This is a genomic window from Klebsiella sp. RCJ4 (assembly GCF_009025755.1).
GTDB classification, from domain to species: domain Bacteria; phylum Pseudomonadota; class Gammaproteobacteria; order Enterobacterales; family Enterobacteriaceae; genus Klebsiella; species Klebsiella michiganensis.
Map to the genome: position 1 here is coordinate 136,758 of NZ_WCIN01000036.1, position 15,371 is coordinate 152,128.

Consider the following 15,371-nt stretch of genomic DNA (forward strand, 5'->3'; position numbering starts at 1 on the left):
TCTTAGTTCAGTTCAATGGCGAAGTAGTCACGCGCATTGTTAAAGCAAATGTTTTTCACCATCTCGCCCAGCAGCTGAATATCCGCCGGCGCTTCTCCCGCTTCAACCCAGCGGCCAATCATCTGGCACAGGATGCGGCGGAAGTATTCATGACGGGTGTAGGAGAGGAAGCTGCGGCTATCGGTCAGCATCCCGACAAAGCGGCTCAGCAGGCCAAGCTGCGCCAGCTGGGTCATCTGACGTTCCATACCGTCTTTCTGATCGTTGAACCACCAGCCGGAACCGAACTGCATCTTGCCCGGCATGCCTTCACCCTGGAAGTTGCCGATCATGGTACCCAGCACTTCGTTGTCGCGCGGGTTCAGGCAGTAGAGGATCGTTTTCGGCAGCAGGTTTTCTTCGTTCTGTTTGCTGAGCAGTTTGGACAGCTCTTCCGCCATCGGGCGGTCGTTAATGGAGTCAAACCCTACATCCGGCCCTAACAGTTTGAACTGGCGCAGGTTGTTGTTGCGCAGCGCGCCGATGTGGTACTGCTGCACCCAGCCGCGGCGGGCGTATTCCGCGCCGAGGAAGACCAGAACCGCCGTTTTGAACTGCGCGACTTCATGCTCGCTGAGGGCTTCACCCGCCAGACGACGCGCCAGGATGCTATCCAGTTCGCTTTCGTTGGCTTCGGCGAACAGCACCACGTCGAGCGCGTGGTCAGAAACTTTACAACCGTGAGCGGCGAAGTGATCCAGACGTTTGGTCAGCGCGGACTGGAGGTCGGCAAAGCGGCGAATGTCGGTGTCAGACACTTCGCCCAGCTTCGCCATGTAGTCGTTGAAGGTGGCCTGTTCGATGTTGAAGGCTTTGTCCGGGCGCCAGCTCGGCAGTACTTTCACGGAGAATGAACTGTCTTTAGCGACGGAGGCGTGATGTTCCAGCGAATCGACCGGATCGTCGGTGGTGCCGACCATTTTCACGTTCATCTGCTGCATGATGCCGCGAGCGGAAAAGCTATCCTGCGCCAGCAGATCGTTGCACTGATTCCAGATTTCATCCGCCGTCGCCGGAGAGAGAACCTTACCTGTAATACCAAAAGGACGGCGCAGCTCAAGATGCGTCCAGTGGTATAACGGGTTACCGATGGTATGCGGTACGGTGGCCGCCCAGGCGTCAAATTTCTCGCGATCGGAAGCATCGCCGGTGCACAAACGCTCGGCTACGCCGTTAGTACGCATCGCGCGCCATTTATAGTGATCGCCTTTCAGCCAGATGTCATACAGATTTTTGAAACGATAATTCTCCGCGATCTGCTGCGGCGGCAGGTGGCAGTGATAGTCAAAAATCGGCTGGTCTTTCGCGTAATCGTGGTACAGGCGGCGGGAAAACTCGGTATCAAGCAGAAAATCTTCGGTCATAAACGGTGTCATTTTCGTGTCCTCTTCGCCCCCTGGGGAGCCCATCAGATGATTGACTATAATGCTGACAAAGTTATCACACCAATTTCCACAGGCCGAAGTATTTTTCGTGAGTTAGATCAATAAACGATGACAAAAAAAGTACCATCAAAGGAGTAAACGCCCCGCCAGAGCGCGCCAGCTCTGGCCTTTTTCGCATGAACGAATGCCCACACAAACTTTCCCACTTTTGTGACGTCACTCAACTTTTGAAGTTGTATGACAAGTTATCTTGCTGCCGTCGAAACATATAAACCGACGGAATGCATTACCGACGAACTATCACGTCGGATTTACCGGTATGGACACCGAATTAGACACAACAGTTAATGGCAAGGTTCGGGCCATACGAGGTTTCCTCTCCTGAACCCTCCGTTTCACCTTCTTCGCCTCAGTTACAGGGCTGGAAGATAGCCGCACCCGCTGCGGATATATAACAAACGATGAGGTTTACATGCGTAAAATTAAAGGGTTACGTTGGTACATGATCGCACTGGTGACGTTAGGTACCGTGCTGGGGTACCTAACGCGTAACACTGTGGCGGCAGCTGCGCCGACTCTGATGGAAGAGTTACACATCTCCACCCAACAGTATTCCTATATCATCGCGGCCTATTCCGCTGCCTACACCGTTATGCAACCCGTTGCCGGCTACGTGCTGGATGTTTTAGGCACTAAAATCGGCTATGCCTTCTTTGCTATCGCATGGGCGGTGTTCTGCGGCTCTACGGCGCTGGCGGGAAGCTGGGGCGGTCTGGCGCTGGCGCGCGGCGCGGTGGGTGCCGCCGAAGCGGCAATGATCCCTGCGGGCCTGAAAGCCAGCTCCGAATGGTTCCCGGCAAAAGAGCGTTCAATCGCCGTCGGCTACTTCAACGTCGGCTCCTCGATCGGCGCCATGATTGCCCCACCGCTGGTGGTTTGGGCCATCGTGATGCACAGCTGGCAGATGGCGTTTATTATCTCCGGCGTTCTGAGCTTTGCCTGGGCGATGGCGTGGCTGATTTTCTACAAACACCCGCGCGATCAGAAAAAATTAACTGAAGAAGAACGCGACTACATTATCGGCGGCCAGGAATCTCAGCATCAGACCAACAACGGCAAGAAAATGTCGCCGTGGCAGATTCTGCGCAACCGTCAGTTCTGGGGTATCGCCCTGCCGCGTTTCCTTGCCGAGCCGGCGTGGGGGACCTTCAACGCCTGGATCCCGCTGTTCATGTTTAAAGTCTACGGCTTTAACCTGAAAGAGATCGCGATGTTTGCGTGGATGCCGATGCTGTTTGCCGATCTTGGCTGTATCGTTGGGGGCTATCTGCCGCCGCTGTTCCAGCGCTGGTTTGGCGTTAACCTCATCGTTTCGCGCAAAATGGTCGTCACCCTGGGCGCGGTGCTGATGATTGGCCCGGGGATGATCGGTCTGTTCACCAGCCCGTTTGTCGCTATCGCCCTGCTGTGCGTCGGCGGCTTTGCTCACCAGGCGCTGTCCGGTGCGTTAATTACCCTCTCTTCCGACGTGTTTGGGCGTAACGAAGTAGCGACGGCGAACGGCATGACCGGTATGGCCGCCTGGCTGGCGAGCACGATGTTTGCCCTAGTGGTTGGCGCGCTGGCGGACACTATCGGCTTTAGCCCGCTGTTCGCCGTGCTGGCGGTTTTCGATGTGCTGGGCGCCGTGGTTATCTGGACCGTGCTGAAAAATAAACCGGCGGATGACGACACGACGCCGCTGGAAACGAGTAAACCCGCCACGCAAAGTTAGACGCACGCGAGTTATCCTCTCCGAAAGCCGCCTTGATTAAGGCGGCTTTTTCGTCTCTTCTTATGGTGAGAAGCGCGTAAAAGTGGTATAACAAATCCAATATTGTCGCCATCTCCCGGGAGCGAATATGGAAATCACTGAATCGCGTCGTCTGTATCAGCAGCTTGCTGCTGAGCTTAAAACGCGCATTGAACAAGGTGTCTACCTTGTGGGCGATAAGCTACCCGCAGAGCGGTTTATCGCGGATGAAAAAAGCGTAAGTCGTACCGTGGTTCGCGAAGCCATCATTATGCTGGAAGTTGAAGGCTACGTTGAGGTCCGCAAAGGCTCCGGCATCCACGTCATCTCTAATCATCCAAAACATCAGCAAATTGCCGACGAATCGCTGGAATTTGCCAATTATGGTCCTTTTGAGCTGTTGCAGGCCCGTCAGCTGATAGAAAGCAATATTGCCGAATTCGCGGCGACTCAGGTGACCAAGCAGGACATCATGAAGCTGATGGAAATCCAGGAAAAAGCGCGTAAAGAGAAGTGCTTCCGCGATTCCGAATGGGATCTTCAGTTCCATGTCCAGGTCGCGCTGGCGACGCAAAATACGGCGTTAGCCGCTATCGTCGAAAAAATGTGGACCCAGCGCGTGCATAACCCGTACTGGAAAAAACTGCACGACCATATCGACTCACGTACCGTCGATAACTGGTGCGACGATCATGACCAAATTCTTAAAGCGCTGATTCGCAAAGATCCGCATGCGGCTAAGCTGGCGATGTGGCAGCATCTGGAAAATACCAAGCTGATGTTGTTCAACGAAACCAGCGACGACTTTGAATTCAATGCCGATCGCTACCTGTTTGCCGATAATCCCGTGGTTCATCTCGATACGGCCGCCAACGGCGTAAAATAGACGTTCTCCTTCTGCAGGGCAGCGATTCCTCCGCTGCCCGCAAAGCCTCAGGGTAAGCAAAGCATATATAGTGTCAGCCTGTGTAAATACACTCGCCACCCTCCTTCGCAATCAGCAAAATCAGAATGCAACAAACTGCAATTTCTATGACGTAAAGTCAGCGGGTTTGTTACAATTAGATGCATTTTGTCGTTCTGAGAGTAAGCTTTGGCTTACTTCACTTTTAAACAGGGAACCGTTCAGAGCGCAGTAGCGACCATAATCTAATAAAAAGCTATGTCGCCGTGCATATACCGCGTTCAGACGTGCCGTTAACCGATGTACCAGGAATCGTGAATGGAACTATTAACCCAATTATTGAACGCCTTGTGGGCTCAGGATTACGAAACTCTCGCTAATCCCTCCATGATTGGCATGCTGTACTTTGTCTTATTTATGATTTTGTTCCTTGAGAACGGTTTGCTGCCCGCCGCCTTTTTGCCCGGCGATAGCCTGCTTGTGCTGGTCGGCGTCCTGATAGCTAAAGGCGCGATGGGCTTTCCGGAAACGCTGCTGCTGCTCACCGCGGCGGCAAGTCTCGGCTGCTGGCTGAGCTATATTCAGGGCCGATGGCTGGGCAATACGCGAATCGTACAAAACTGGCTATCGCACCTCCCTTCGCACTATCATCAGCGCGCGCATCACCTGTTCCATAAGCACGGGCTTTCCGCACTGCTGATTGGCCGCTTTATTGCTTTCGTTCGTACGCTGCTGCCGACCATCGCCGGGCTATCAGGCCTGAGCAGCACACGCTTCCAGTTTTTTAACTGGATGAGCGGGCTGCTGTGGGTTCTGATTCTGACCTCGCTGGGATACCTGCTGGGGAAAACGCCGGTATTCCTGAAGTATGAAGATCAGCTGATGTCCTGCCTGATGCTGCTGCCCGTCGCGCTGCTGGTGTTTGGCCTGATAGGTTCGCTGATTGTCCTGTGGAAGAAAAAATACAGAAGCCGGGGCTAACAATGGAGATGACACGCTCCTCTCTGCGTCAGATAAGCTGGGTGCTGGGCGGTTCGCTACTCCTGTGCGGCCTGTTCTGGCTCTGGCTCACCGTGCAACAGCAGGAATCCACGCTGGCTATTCGTCCCGTTAGTCAGGGTATCAGCATGCCGGACGGTTTTTCCGTCTGGCACCATCTCGACGCTAACGGTATCCGTTTTAAAAGCATTACGCCGCAGAATGACGGTTTGCTTATCAAGTTTGACTCCAGCGCTCAGGGCGCTGCGGCAAAAGAAGTTTTGGGCCGCGCTCTACCGCATGGTTATATTATCGCTTTAGTGGAAGACGATGATTCGCCTACCGCCTGGATTTCGCGCCTGCGCGATACGCCGCACAGATTCGGGTAATCCACGAAAATTCCGAATATATTCACCCTGTTTGGTGATTTCCCGGTTTACTTACTATCATTAAGTTTGCGGGCGTCACCAGACTCACGTTACTCAACTGGATAGGGGATATCCTGAGATATTCCCCCACACAATGGAAGGTCGTATCCATGAAACACCGCATCGCTTTGATCCTGGTTCTGTCATCACTGAGCGCCAGCGCCTTTGCCATCTCCCCTTGCCAGGAAAAAGAGCAGGATATCCAGCGGGAGATCAGCTACGCAGAAAAGCATCATAACCAGCACCGTATTGACGGTCTGAAAAAGGCGCTGAGCGAAGTAAAAGCGCACTGCAGCGACAGCCAGCTCAAAGCCGATCACCAGAAAAAAATCGCCAAACAGCAGGAAGAAATTACCGAACGTCGGAACGACCTGCGCGAAGCCGAACAGAAAGGCGATGCTGACAAAATCAGCAAGCGTCAACGTAAACTTGATGAAGCGCAGCAGGAACTGAAAGAGCTGCAGTCTCGCGAGTACTAATCGATTAAGCAAGACCAATATGGACCACTTTAACAGGAGATAAACATGGCTAAAGATAACGTTGCAGAAGACCTGCGTGCGGAACTGAAGACGCTGGCTGATACCCTGGAAGAAGTGCTGAACTCCTCCACGGATAAGTCGAAAGAAGAGATTGGTAAGCTGCGCAGTAAAGCCGAAAGCGCGCTGAAGGAAAGCCGTGCTCGACTGGGTGAAACCAGCGATGCTCTCCTGAAGCAAACGCGAGAAACCGCTGCGCGTGCAGATGAATACGTCCGTGAAAACCCCTGGACCGGCGTGGGAATTGGTGCTGCCGTCGGGCTGGTACTGGGTGTCCTGCTGACGCGTCGTTAATTATGGCGAACTCTAAAAGCACGCAAGGACCTGGGCAAAGCGTTTTCGGCATCGGTCAGCGAATAGTCACTTTGCTGGTCGAGATGGTGGAAACGCGCCTGCGCCTGGTCGTCGTGGAGCTGGAAGAGGAGAAAGCCAATCTCTTCCAGCTGTTCCTGATGCTCGGGCTGACGCTGCTGTTTGCCGCGTTCGGGCTGATGAGCATGCTGGTGCTCATCATCTGGGCCGTCGATGCGCAGTATCGGCTCAACGTGATGATCGCCACCACCGCTATCCTGCTGCTGGCAGCGCTCATTGGCGGTATCTGGACCTTACGCAAAGCCCGACGTTCAACGTTCCTGCGCTTCACGCGTCAGGAGCTGGCTAACGACCGCGCATTGCTGGAGGACGATAAGCCATGAGCCGCGAACAGCAGGAACGCGAACGACAAAAAGCGCTTTTGCTGCGCCTGATCCAACAGCAGCGGCTGGACCTTAGCGCCAGCCACCGCCACTGGATTGAAGCGACCGCGCCCATTGATCGCGGCTGGAACACCTTCCTCAATCTGCGTTCATGGGCGATGGTCGGCAGCGGCATCGTAGCAATATGGTCCGTTCGCCATCCGCGCTTTTTGATGCGCTGGGCAAAGCGCAGCCTCGGTATCTGGAGCACCTGGCGGATGGCACGCAATCTGCTGCGTCAGGCCACCTCGCGCTAAGGCTAATGACCGGGTCCGGCGCCAGCCGCCGCCCGGCATCCCTCAATCCCCACTGTCCCCGTCAGGTTTGCCCCTCTTCTTGCTCACCAGCAGACCGCTTTCGCCTTTCAGCGTCTGCCGTCATTTTGCGCAGCACCGCCTGTACGACCCGCTACAGCCCCACTTACATTCATGTCCTTTATCAATAATTACTCAGAAACTTTGAAGAAGATCTACAGTTTTCCTTGCTAACAATCACATCTCATCCTCGCTAATATCCTCTCCATCGACAGCAAGCCCGCGTAACTACGCAGGATTGCACCAAAAAAAAAAATCGCCGCCCTTTGGGTTTTCTGGAGTAAGAAATGAAAAAATTAGAAGATGTTGGTGTACTGGTAGCGCGCATTCTGATGCCCATTCTGTTTATCACCGCAGGTTGGGGAAAAATCACCGGTTATGCGGGTACTCAACAATATATGGAAGCCATGGGCGTCCCTGGGTTTATGCTGCCGCTGGTTATCCTGCTTGAATTCGGCGGCGGTCTGGCGATTCTGTTCGGTTTCCTGACCCGCACCACCGCGCTGTTCACCGCAGGCTTCACCGTGCTGACCGCGTTTCTGTTCCACAGCAACTTTGCTGAGGGCGTGAACTCGCTGATGTTCATGAAAAACCTGAGCATCGCAGGCGGCTTCCTGCTGCTGGCTATCACCGGTCCAGGCGCCTTTAGTATTGACCGCGTCCTGAATAAAAAGTGGTAAGCGCACTATACTAGTAAATAAAAAAGCGAGGGGACTTCTCCTCGCTTTTGCTATCTGAAGGAGGAAATAATGGGACAATTAGTTGACGGCGTCTGGCACGATACCTGGTATGACACCAAATCCACCGGAGGGCGATTTAAGCGTTCTGTGTCCGCCTTTCGCAACTGGCTAACCGCCGACGGCGCGCCGGGCCCAAGCGGCGAAGCCGGGTTCGCTGCGGAAAAAGACCGTTACCATCTGTACGTTTCTCTGGCCTGCCCATGGGCGCATCGCACCCTGATCCTGCGCAGCCTGAAAGGACTGGAGCCGTTTATCTCCGTCTCCGTGGTCAACCCCCTGATGTTCGAGAACGGCTGGACTTTCGACGATAGCTTCCCGGCAGCGACGGGCGATACCCTCTACCAGCACGAATTTCTTTATCAGCTTTATCTGCATGCCGATCCCCACTACAGCGGGCGCGTCACGGTGCCGGTATTGTGGGACAAAAAGCAGCAAACCATCGTCAGCAATGAGTCGGCGGAAATCATCCGCATGTTGAATACCGCATTTGACGGACTGGGTGCCCGCGCTGGAGATTACTACCCGCCTGAGCTGCGCGCGCAAATTGATGAGCTGAACGGCTGGATCTATGACAACGTCAACAACGGGGTCTATAAAGCCGGATTCGCCACCAGCCAGCAGGCCTATGACGAAGCGGTCGATGGGGTATTTACGTCTCTGGAGCGTCTGGAACAAATCCTTGGTCAACACCGCTTCCTGACCGGTAACCAGCTGACGGAGGCCGATATTCGTCTGTGGACCACCCTGGTTCGTTTCGACCCGGTGTATGTGACCCACTTTAAATGCGACAAACGCCGCATCAGCGATTATCTCAATCTTTATGGCTTCCTGCGCGATATCTACCAGATGCCGGGCATGGCGGAAACGGTGGATTTTGCCCATATTCGCAACCATTACTACCGTAGCCATAAGACGATCAACCCAACCGGGATTATCTCCGTCGGCCCGCAGCAGGATCTTAACGAACCGCACGGCCGCGATCTTCGCTTCCGCTAATCCGTTGGGCGCCATTTACCGCGCCCAATAATTCACAAAACAAATATTTACCAGCATTTCATTCACGTCTATTCTTATTTCGATCGCTTTAAAAACAAGTGATTGACGGTTAATCGAGGCGTAAAAATGGACTGGTATCTTAAAGTATTAAAAAACTACATTGGATTTGGCGGCCGCGCCCGGCGCAAAGAGTACTGGATGTTTATTCTGGTCAACATCATCCTGACCGGCGTACTCAGCATTATTGATAAAATGCTCGGATGGCAGCGCGCCGGAGGGGAAGGCATTCTGACGACCATCTATGGCGTGCTGATATTCTTACCGTGGTGGGCGGTGCAGTTTCGTCGATTGCACGACACCGACCGCTCGGCATGGTGGCTGTTATTGCTGCTGATCCCCGTGATCGGCTGGCTGGTGATCCTGGTCTTCAATTGCCAGAACGGCACTCCCGGCAATAACCGCTTCGGGCCGGACCCGAAACCGACCTCTTACTGACCATGCGCCCCTCGTCAAAAAGGGGCGCATTTTGTTTTATCTGGCCATAAATAGCTTCGGGATTTCCCGCAGACACCATGATTTTGCCTCACCCATGCTGTCCCGGCGCCAGGCCATAATAATGTCGATCTCGTTGCTGTATTCCGGGCTGACCACCCGCAGGCGCCCTTCGGCAATATCCCGCTCAACCAGCGGATAGGGCATCGTGGCGACGCCCAACCCTGCCAGCAGCGCCTGGCGTTTATCTTCGATCGAGCTCACGGTTAATCGCGGCTGTTTATCAAGCAGCTGCACCGTCAGCACCGGACGTTCGCGGGCGGTGTCCGCCACCGCCACGCCGCGATACTTCACGCGCGTGACTTCAGAAAGCGGCTCAGGCTCGAGGTGAATGGGATGGTCGGGGGCGGCAACGTAGACGCTCATAACCGAGTAGAGCTTACGGGAGTTAATTTCCGAGGAGGAACGGAAATGCATATCCGGCGCAACGACAATATCCGCCCGCCCCTGCTCAAGACGCTCCCATGCTCCGGCCAGCACTTCGGTAATAATCGACAGCTGGGTGTTCGATTTGGTCGCGAGCTTTTCAATTAGCGGAAACAGGTCGGTGGTAGGTACCAGCGCCTCGGTGACGATGGTCAGGTGCGTTTCCCAGCCGCGCGATAGCGCTTCGGCATCGGTTGTCAGCTTATCCGCCGCTTCCAGCAGAACGCGCCCGCGCTCGAGCAGCATTCGGCCAACGTTGGTGAATTTTGTTCGATGACCTGAACGGTCAAACAGAACGACATCCAGCTCTTCTTCCAGCTTTTGCATGGTATAGCTGAGCGCTGAAGGCACCCGACCAAGCTCATCAGCCGCCGCCGCAAAGCTTCCGCGCCGGTCAATCGCATCCATAACGCGTAACGCTTCCAGCGTTAATGCTCTCTCTTTAGCCATCGTTCTCTCATTCAGGAAATTTGAACATACCGGGCAGAATATCTGGCTAACAATACAGCGTCCATACCTTTACCATTGATTTAGTGTAAAGAGAGGTCAAGAAGATGATTACAACCCGAACAGCCAAACAGTGCGGTCAAGCCGACTTCGGCTGGCTGCAGGCCCGCTACACCTTTTCCTTTGGCCACTACTTCGACCCGAAATTGCTAGGTTACGCGTCGCTGCGCGTGCTCAACCAGGAAGTCCTGGCGCCCGGCGCGTCGTTCCAGCCGCGTACCTATCCGAAAGTCGACATTCTGAACCTGATACTGGAAGGTGAAGCGGAATACCGCGACAGCGATGGCAACCATATCCAGGCTAAAGCTGGCGAAGCGCTGCTGATATCCACCCAGCCCGGCGTGAGCTACAGCGAGCACAACCTGAGCAAAGAGAGCTCGCTGACGCGAATCCAGCTGTGGCTGGACGCCTGCCCGCAGCATGAAAACCCGCTGGTGCAAAAAATCGCTATCGCCGAGGGAGCGCAGCAGCTGCTGGCTTCGCCGGACGGCAGCCAGAACAGTCTCCAGCTGCGCCAGCAGGTATGGATCCACCATATCAATCTGGCGAAAGGCGAGCAGCTTAACGTGCAGCTCCACGGCCCGCGCGCCTACCTGCAGTCGATTCACGGCACGGTACATGCGCGAGTGCAGGAAGAAGAGAAACAGGCTTTGACCTGCGGCGACGGAGCGTTTATTCGTGACGAAGCTAACATTACCCTCGTTGCCGATACGCCGCTGCGCGCTTTGCTGATAGATTTACCTGTGTAACAACGGCAGTAAGGGAGTGTGTCAGTGGGCAAGAAGAAAACAAAAAAAGCGGTGCTGGCAGCATCGCAGCCGCAGCCAGAAACCATGACAACGGTTAGCTTTGGTTATGAAGAGATGTTGAGCGAACTGGAGGCGATCGTCGCAGAAGCGGAGATACGGCTCCAGGAAGAAGAAAGCGTCGCCTGACGTCAATATCGGCCCCGGCCGGGGCCGATAGATTTACTCACTCAGCGCCTGAGCTAAATCTTTTTGGACCTGCTTACGCTGTTCTGGCGTCAGGACCTGATTCACATCAAAATAGTACTTCACGCGATAATAGCGGACCTGCTGTTCGACTTTACTAAACGCCGCCAGCTGATCTTTGACCGCTTTTTCATTCCATTTTCCGGAATCAATCACATCAAATAATACGCCGTCTTTAATATCCTTCTGGGAGATCTGCTGAACGTTTTTTTCCAGCTGCTGGTGCAGGCTTTTAATTTTCGTTACCTGATCCTGGGTCAATTTTAAGTGTTGGACAATCGGATCCTGCGCCGGGGCTGGCGCAGCGTTAACATCCGCAGCCTGTGCCGCCATTGAGAAGCCCGTAGCGAGGACGGTTGTCACTGCAATGCGAGTCATTAATTTCATTTTTTGTTTTATCCTGATTAATTATCACCGATGTGGCTGGCTATTATTTTTCATAAGCCGATGACGAAATGTAAAAAATAGTTCGCATAAATGTAGTTAAATCAGGAGATACATAATAAACATAAATGCCATAATTGAATTCATTTATTTTAAATATATTAATTAAGCAAGAAGGACGCATAACCGCATGAGTCATAATGCGGTTGATGGCAGACCTGTTTCCTCCATTGTGCCGCTTTCTTTTGGGTATAGCGTCGTGGACAGTCATTCATCTGCCCTCTGTTTCAACCTTTAGCCGAAAACAAAAACCCCCGCCATTTCTGACGAGGGTTTTCTTTGAATGAGGAAGCTGACCGTTAAGCCGGGTTCTGTCGTGGACAGTCATTCATCTAGGCCAGCAATCGCTCACTGGCTCAAGCAGCCTACCCGGGTTCAGTACGGGCCGTACCTTATGAACCCCTATTTGGCCTTGCTCCGGGTGGAGTTTACCGTGCCGCGAACTGTTACCAGACGCGCGGTGCGCTCTTACCGCACCCTTTCACCCTTACCTGATCCCACTTGCGTGGGCCATCGGCGGTTTGCTCTCTGTTGCACTGGTCGTGGGCTTGCGCCCCCCAGGCGTTACCTGGCACCCTGCCCTATGGAGCCCGGACTTTCCTCCCCTCCGCCCGTCTCCCCCGAAGAGGACGACGACGAAGCGGCGACTGTCTGGTCAGCTTCGGCGCGCAGTATAGAGGGTTTACCGACGGTTGTCATCCTTCCGTCGCCATCCCAACCTGCAATGTCGCCGCAATATTACGCGACGCATGATAAATATTGTCCGCCGCGCCGCGAAACGCCTCTTCGAGCGTCGTTACGCTGGTCAGTACGCTAAACACCGCATCAATCCCATACTGGTGAACCACGCCGACGTCCCGGGTCAGACTACCGGCAATGCCAATTACCGGCTTATGATACTTTTTCGCCACGTTCGCCACGCCAACCGGCACTTTACCGTTAATACTCTGGCTATCCAGCCGGCCTTCACCGGTCACCACCAGCGAACAATCGAGGATATGCTCTTCCAGATTCAGCGCCTGGGTCACGATTTCAATCCCGCTGCGTAATTCAGCGTTCAGGAACGCCATCAGCGCTGCGCCCATACCGCCCGCCGCGCCCGCGCCGGCAACCTGCTTCACATCGACATGCAGATCGGCCTTAATAACGTCCGCATAGTGCGCCAGGTTGCTGTCCAGCTCGCGGATCATCGCTTCGGTAGCCCCTTTCTGCGGACCAAATATCCTTGATGCGCCAGTATCGCCAGTCAGCGGATTGGTGACATCGCAGGCGACCCGAATAGCGCAATCATGCAGTCGCGCATCAAGACCGGAGAGATCTATCGAATTGAGGCTACACAGACTACCGCCGCCGTTGCCAATCTCCACGCCGTTGGCATCGCAGAGACGCGCGCCCAGCGCCTGAACCATCCCCGCGCCGCCGTCATTGGTGGCGCTGCCGCCAATGCCAATGATGATATTTTTCGCCCCATGATCCAGCGCCTGCAAAATCAGCTCGCCGGTACCGCGCGACGTCGTCAATAGCGGGTTACGCTGAGCGGGCGGCACCAGCCCCAGCCCGCTGGCCGCAGCCATTTCGATAAACGCGGTTTTGCCGTCGCCGGAGAGCCCCCAGCAGGCATTAACCGGAACACCCAGCGGCCCCGTCACGCAGGCGCTCATTTCGGTTCCCTGCGTCGCGGCAATCATCGCCTCAACGGTACCTTCTCCGCCATCGGCGAGAGGAACCTTCACGTAGAGCGCATCGGGGAAAATTTCCCGAAAACCTTTTTCTATAGCCTGAGCAACCTCGGTGGCCGAGAGGCTTTCTTTATAAGAGTCTGGGGCGATTACGATTTTCATAGTTATGTAGCCTGACAGTGCCGCGCGAGGCAAGAATTACAGGGCGCGCATCCGCGCCCTTCTTGTTAGCGAGTGACTTCCACTTTCGCCAGTTTTTCGTAGTAGCATGCAAGCGCGCTGTGGTCGGCGGTACCCAAACCGTCGGCGCGCAGCGCCTGCATCATCTCCATCACCGCGGCGGTCAGCGGCAGCTGGGCGCCCACGCCGTGAGAAGTGTCCAGCGCATTCGCCAGATCTTTGATATGCAGATCGATACGGAAACCCGGCTTGAAGTTGCGGTCCATCACCATTGGCGCTTTGGCATCCAGTACGGTACTCCCGGCCAGCCCGCCGCGGATGGCCTGATATACCAGATCCGGGTTCACGCCCGCTTTGGTCGCCAGCGTCAGCGCTTCGGACATCGCCGCAATGTTCAGCGCCACGATCACCTGGTTGGCCAGCTTGGTCACGTTGCCCGCGCCGATCTCGCCGGTATGCACCACCGAACCCGCCATCGCTTTCAGCAGATCGTAATATTTGTCGAAAATCGCTTTATCACCGCCCACCATCACCGACAGCGTACCGTCGATGGCCTTCGGTTCGCCGCCGCTGACCGGCGCATCCAGCATATCGACGCCTTTCGCTTTCAGCGCTTCGCTGATTTCGCGGCTCGCCAGCGGCGCGATGGAGCTCATATCGATCAGCACGGTGCCCGGCTTCGCGCCTTCAATAATGCCGCCTTCACCCAGCGCCACCTCTTTCACGTGCGGGGAGTTCGGCAGCATGGTGATGATCACATCGCACTGCTCGGCAATCGCTTTCGCTGACGCGGCGGTTTCTGCGCCTGCGGCAATCACTTCGGCAATCGCTTCCGGGTTACGGTCAGCAACCACCAACGAGTAACCTGCCTTGAGGAGGTTTTTACTCATTGGTTTACCCATGATACCGAGGCCAATAAAACCAACTTTCATTGTCATGTCTTTATCTCTCTAGTTTCGGTGGTGGTTATTTCTTAAAGGAGTCAGCCAGCTTCTGCGTGGCAGAACGGAAAACGCCCAGGTCGCTGCCGACGGCAACAAAGGTTGCGCCCCATTCCAGATAGCGGCGCGCGTCGGCTTCAACCGGCGCCAGAATGCCGCTCGGCTTACCGTGCTTTTTCGCGCTGGCAAAAATGTGCTGGATAGCTTTCTGCACTTCCGGATGGGAAGCATTGCCCAGATGGCCCAGCGCAGCGGCCAGATCGCTTGGGCCAACAAAAATACCGTCAACGCCCGTCGTGGCGGCTACAGCATCAACGTTATCCACGCCCTGCTGGCTCTCGATTTGCACGAGGATGGTGATGTTGTTGTTCGACTGCGCGAAGTAATCCGGCACGGTGCCAAACATATTGGCGCGGTGCGAGACGGATACACCGCGAATGCCTTCTGGCGGATAGCGGGTTGAGGCGACGGCGTTAACCGCCTGCTCTTCCGTTTCGACAAACGGAATCAGGAAGTTATAAAAACCGATATCCAGCAGACGCTTAATAATCACCGGCTCATTGGTCGGTACGCGAACGACCGGCGCGCTGGCGCTGCCTTTCAGCGCCATCAGCTGCGGGATAAAGGTTGAGATGTCGTTCGGCGCATGTTCGCCGTCCAGTACCAGCCAGTCGAAACCTGCCAGACCTAAAACTTCGGTGCTAATTGGGCTCGCCAGCGCGGACCAGCAGCCAATCTGAACCTGATGCGCCGCCAGGGCCGCCTTAAATTTGTTCGGGAAGATATCGTTGTTCATCGTTTATA

19 protein-coding genes and 1 other RNA gene are annotated in these 15,371 nt (G+C 54.9%); 13 read left to right on the forward strand and 7 right to left on the reverse strand.

What is annotated here, in order from left to right; translation table 11 throughout:
- Nucleotides 1-2 precede the first annotated feature (2 nt).
- Nucleotides 3-1,415, reverse strand: coding sequence for a glucuronate isomerase (uxaC, locus tag F8562_RS12915; protein WP_014226936.1), 1,413 nt, complete (start codon nt 1,413-1,415; stop codon nt 3-5).
- A gap of 481 nt (nt 1,416-1,896) precedes the next feature.
- On the opposite strand from uxaC, the gene F8562_RS12920 reads away from it, so the two are divergent.
- From F8562_RS12920 to F8562_RS12970, 11 genes are all read left to right on the forward strand, one after another.
- Complete coding sequence (locus F8562_RS12920) at nt 1,897-3,198, forward strand: MFS transporter (protein ID WP_014226937.1); 1,302 nt, start codon at nt 1,897-1,899, stop codon at nt 3,196-3,198.
- Between the two features lie 127 nt (nt 3,199-3,325).
- Nucleotides 3,326-4,102 carry a transcriptional regulator ExuR gene (gene exuR / locus F8562_RS12925; protein ID WP_004854448.1) on the forward strand — a complete coding sequence of 259 codons (777 nt, stop codon included), beginning with the start codon at nt 3,326-3,328 and terminating at the stop codon, nt 4,100-4,102.
- A gap of 336 nt (nt 4,103-4,438) precedes the next feature.
- Nucleotides 4,439-5,101, forward strand: coding sequence for a DedA family general envelope maintenance protein YqjA (gene yqjA, locus F8562_RS12930; protein WP_014226938.1), 663 nt, complete (start codon nt 4,439-4,441; stop codon nt 5,099-5,101).
- A gap of 8 nt (nt 5,102-5,109) precedes the next feature.
- A complete protein-coding gene (mzrA, locus tag F8562_RS12935; RefSeq protein ID WP_161506366.1) occupies nt 5,110-5,487 on the forward strand; it encodes an EnvZ/OmpR regulon moderator MzrA in 378 nt (125 codons plus the stop codon).
- 149 nt (nt 5,488-5,636) lie between these two features.
- Entirely contained in the window at nt 5,637-6,005 is a 369-nt protein-coding gene (locus F8562_RS12940; RefSeq protein ID WP_014226939.1) for a DUF1090 domain-containing protein, read from the forward strand.
- 45 nt (nt 6,006-6,050) lie between these two features.
- Entirely contained in the window at nt 6,051-6,356 is a 306-nt protein-coding gene (locus F8562_RS12945; protein WP_014226940.1) for a DUF883 family protein, read from the forward strand.
- A gap of 2 nt (nt 6,357-6,358) precedes the next feature.
- On the forward strand, nt 6,359-6,757 hold the full coding sequence (locus tag F8562_RS12950) for a phage holin family protein (protein WP_004854455.1): 399 nt from the start codon (nt 6,359-6,361) through the stop codon (nt 6,755-6,757).
- Nucleotides 6,754-7,053 (forward strand): YqjK-like family protein, encoded by a 300-nt coding sequence (locus F8562_RS12955; protein WP_014226942.1) that lies wholly within the window; start codon nt 6,754-6,756, stop codon nt 7,051-7,053. Before F8562_RS12950 ends, F8562_RS12955 begins: the two co-directional genes overlap by 4 nt.
- A gap of 344 nt (nt 7,054-7,397) precedes the next feature.
- Entirely contained in the window at nt 7,398-7,790 is a 393-nt protein-coding gene (locus F8562_RS12960; protein WP_004125512.1) for a DoxX family protein, read from the forward strand.
- A 69-nt stretch (nt 7,791-7,859) separates the two neighbouring features.
- Entirely contained in the window at nt 7,860-8,846 is a 987-nt protein-coding gene (locus F8562_RS12965; protein WP_014226943.1) for a glutathione S-transferase family protein, read from the forward strand.
- Nucleotides 8,847-8,972: 126 nt separating this feature from the next.
- The gene (locus F8562_RS12970; protein WP_004105984.1) at nt 8,973-9,341 is read left to right on the forward strand and encodes a DUF805 domain-containing protein; all 369 of its coding nucleotides are present in this window, start codon (nt 8,973-8,975) and stop codon (nt 9,339-9,341) included.
- Nucleotides 9,342-9,377: 36 nt separating this feature from the next.
- Here the strand turns inward: F8562_RS12970 and F8562_RS12975 are convergent, their stop codons facing one another.
- Nucleotides 9,378-10,274 carry a LysR family transcriptional regulator gene (locus F8562_RS12975; RefSeq protein WP_014226944.1) on the reverse strand — a complete coding sequence of 299 codons (897 nt, stop codon included), beginning with the start codon at nt 10,272-10,274 and terminating at the stop codon, nt 9,378-9,380.
- A gap of 104 nt (nt 10,275-10,378) precedes the next feature.
- On the opposite strand from F8562_RS12975, the gene F8562_RS12980 reads away from it, so the two are divergent.
- Nucleotides 10,379-11,080: a pirin family protein gene (locus tag F8562_RS12980; protein ID WP_014226945.1), complete on the forward strand. Its 702-nt coding sequence runs from the start codon at nt 10,379-10,381 to the stop codon at nt 11,078-11,080.
- 24 nt (nt 11,081-11,104) lie between these two features.
- Nucleotides 11,105-11,266, forward strand: coding sequence for a hypothetical protein (locus tag F8562_RS29280; protein ID WP_014226946.1), 162 nt, complete (start codon nt 11,105-11,107; stop codon nt 11,264-11,266).
- Nucleotides 11,267-11,299: 33 nt separating this feature from the next.
- Here the strand turns inward: F8562_RS29280 and F8562_RS12985 are convergent, their stop codons facing one another.
- The 5 genes from F8562_RS12985 to garL form a co-directional block, all read right to left on the reverse strand.
- Entirely contained in the window at nt 11,300-11,710 is a 411-nt protein-coding gene (locus F8562_RS12985; protein ID WP_014226947.1) for a Spy/CpxP family protein refolding chaperone, read from the reverse strand.
- 341 nt (nt 11,711-12,051) lie between these two features.
- Nucleotides 12,052-12,430, reverse strand: an RNA gene (gene rnpB, locus F8562_RS12990) — RNase P RNA component class A.
- Between the two features lie 32 nt (nt 12,431-12,462).
- Complete coding sequence (gene garK / locus F8562_RS12995) at nt 12,463-13,608, reverse strand: glycerate 2-kinase (RefSeq protein ID WP_014226948.1); 1,146 nt, start codon at nt 13,606-13,608, stop codon at nt 12,463-12,465.
- A gap of 65 nt (nt 13,609-13,673) precedes the next feature.
- A complete protein-coding gene (garR, locus tag F8562_RS13000; RefSeq protein ID WP_004105999.1) occupies nt 13,674-14,564 on the reverse strand; it encodes a 2-hydroxy-3-oxopropionate reductase in 891 nt (296 codons plus the stop codon).
- 28 nt (nt 14,565-14,592) lie between these two features.
- Nucleotides 14,593-15,363: a 2-dehydro-3-deoxyglucarate aldolase gene (garL, locus tag F8562_RS13005; protein WP_094909419.1), complete on the reverse strand. Its 771-nt coding sequence runs from the start codon at nt 15,361-15,363 to the stop codon at nt 14,593-14,595.
- Between the last annotated feature and the right edge of the window lie 8 nt (nt 15,364-15,371).

Excerpts from the sequence above, each read along its gene's own strand:
- F8562_RS12945 (WP_014226940.1), top strand. The coding sequence starts at position 6,051 with ATGGCTAAAGATAACGTTGCAGAAGACCTGCGTGCGGAACTGAAGACG.
- F8562_RS12955 (WP_014226942.1), top strand. The coding sequence starts at position 6,754 with ATGAGCCGCGAACAGCAGGAACGCGAACGACAAAAAGCGCTTTTGCTG.
- F8562_RS12975 (WP_014226944.1), bottom strand. The coding sequence starts at position 10,274 with ATGGCTAAAGAGAGAGCATTAACGCTGGAAGCGTTACGCGTTATGGAT.
- F8562_RS12985 (WP_014226947.1), bottom strand. The coding sequence starts at position 11,710 with ATGAAATTAATGACTCGCATTGCAGTGACAACCGTCCTCGCTACGGGC.
- F8562_RS12960 (WP_004125512.1), top strand. The coding sequence starts at position 7,398 with ATGAAAAAATTAGAAGATGTTGGTGTACTGGTAGCGCGCATTCTGATG.
- F8562_RS12950 (WP_004854455.1), top strand. The coding sequence starts at position 6,359 with ATGGCGAACTCTAAAAGCACGCAAGGACCTGGGCAAAGCGTTTTCGGC.
- F8562_RS12940 (WP_014226939.1), top strand. The coding sequence starts at position 5,637 with ATGAAACACCGCATCGCTTTGATCCTGGTTCTGTCATCACTGAGCGCC.
- F8562_RS12980 (WP_014226945.1), top strand. The coding sequence starts at position 10,379 with ATGATTACAACCCGAACAGCCAAACAGTGCGGTCAAGCCGACTTCGGC.
- garK (WP_014226948.1), bottom strand. The coding sequence starts at position 13,608 with ATGAAAATCGTAATCGCCCCAGACTCTTATAAAGAAAGCCTCTCGGCC.
- garR (WP_004105999.1), bottom strand. The coding sequence starts at position 14,564 with ATGACAATGAAAGTTGGTTTTATTGGCCTCGGTATCATGGGTAAACCA.
- F8562_RS12920 (WP_014226937.1), top strand. The coding sequence starts at position 1,897 with ATGCGTAAAATTAAAGGGTTACGTTGGTACATGATCGCACTGGTGACG.
- uxaC (WP_014226936.1), bottom strand. The coding sequence starts at position 1,415 with ATGACACCGTTTATGACCGAAGATTTTCTGCTTGATACCGAGTTTTCC.
- F8562_RS12965 (WP_014226943.1), top strand. The coding sequence starts at position 7,860 with ATGGGACAATTAGTTGACGGCGTCTGGCACGATACCTGGTATGACACC.
- exuR (WP_004854448.1), top strand. The coding sequence starts at position 3,326 with ATGGAAATCACTGAATCGCGTCGTCTGTATCAGCAGCTTGCTGCTGAG.
- mzrA (WP_161506366.1), top strand. The coding sequence starts at position 5,110 with ATGACACGCTCCTCTCTGCGTCAGATAAGCTGGGTGCTGGGCGGTTCG.
- F8562_RS12970 (WP_004105984.1), top strand. The coding sequence starts at position 8,973 with ATGGACTGGTATCTTAAAGTATTAAAAAACTACATTGGATTTGGCGGC.
- yqjA (WP_014226938.1), top strand. The coding sequence starts at position 4,439 with ATGGAACTATTAACCCAATTATTGAACGCCTTGTGGGCTCAGGATTAC.
- garL (WP_094909419.1), bottom strand. The coding sequence starts at position 15,363 with ATGAACAACGATATCTTCCCGAACAAATTTAAGGCGGCCCTGGCGGCG.